Annotated in this window: 1 protein-coding gene; it reads right to left on the reverse strand. The window is 39.4% G+C overall.

What is annotated here, in order from left to right; genetic code table 11:
- Positions 1-230 precede the first annotated feature (230 nt).
- A complete protein-coding gene (locus AB1414_21325; GenBank protein MEW6609953.1) occupies positions 231-686 on the reverse strand; it encodes a hypothetical protein in 456 nt (151 codons plus the stop codon).
- Between the last annotated feature and the right edge of the window lie 442 nt (positions 687-1,128).

Genomic DNA, 1,128 nt, shown 5'->3' on the forward strand with positions numbered 1-1,128 from the left:
AGCACTTCCTCACTTAGGAGCGAATGTAGTCAGTAGAAAGAAGCTATGTTCATGTCGCCAAACTTGTTGATTTTACAGATGTTCAGCTCTATTGGAGTGTTTGTTTTACAGTGGAACATCCGTTGTATCAACAAGGGGCTACAAAGAAAATGGGGAAAGAAAAATTATTTTTCCTTTCCCCACTCTCTTTCCTTAAGAGACAAACCTTTATACTTATCAACATCCATTCGTTACTTAACACCAGGTGGAGTAGTAGTCTCTTTTATCGTTGGTGCCTCTCCAAAAGTGAGCTTAGCCGGCATATCGCCCATAAAGCTGTTCCAATGTGGACAGGCGTAATCTGCTACTCCTGTCATGTCTGTAGAATTAAGTTTTGCCCTTATGGTATAATCAGCTCTTGTAATGTTTCCCTCTGCGTCAATGTCATAAGCGTTGCCAAAGAGCCCTATTTCTAATATCGTGTCTTCCTGTATAAACGCTGCTGCTCCATGAACAACGTTCTCTGCCCCAGTACCACTGTATATACCTGTTATGTCAAAATAAGGAGCAGGATCTACATCATATCCCAAGTTAAAATCCCAATTCCCAACTGTTAACGTTACTACTTGGTTAGCGGCGGAACTTACCGTTATCAGAGAGAGTACTAAACTCATCGCTAATATGGTTACCCTCATTACCTTCTTCATCTTTTTTCACCTCCTTTCTTTTTAAAGATTGCGGAAATACAAAATGCAAGCTAAAAAACAGAGGTTAAATCTCCATCAGCCAGGAAAGATTCACTTGTGAAAAAGCTTATTTGTTGCATCACTCATAGAAATCTCACAAACGCATAGTTACATCCTTTTTGCTTTTAGCCACAAATTTTACCACACCTTCCGGCTGATAATTTTAGCTCACTTTAGCCTTACCTGAGTTTTTTTTTCAGGCTTTCCGCGGCTATCTTATCCTTCCCACTTGATTTATAAATCGCACCCTTGTCTTTCAGTGCTCAAAATATATCTCAAGTGAAAGGTTGACCCTCTTATTGTGCAGAATACAGTTACCCTCCTACTCTCCTTCAAATAGTCAAGTTTTTTATCATCGACTTTCAACGGAACTTCCCCTCTATTTAAAGACAAAAATTTAGCA

The organism is bacterium (assembly GCA_040755795.1).
Classification (GTDB): Bacteria; UBA9089; CG2-30-40-21; order CG2-30-40-21; family SBAY01; genus JBFLXS01.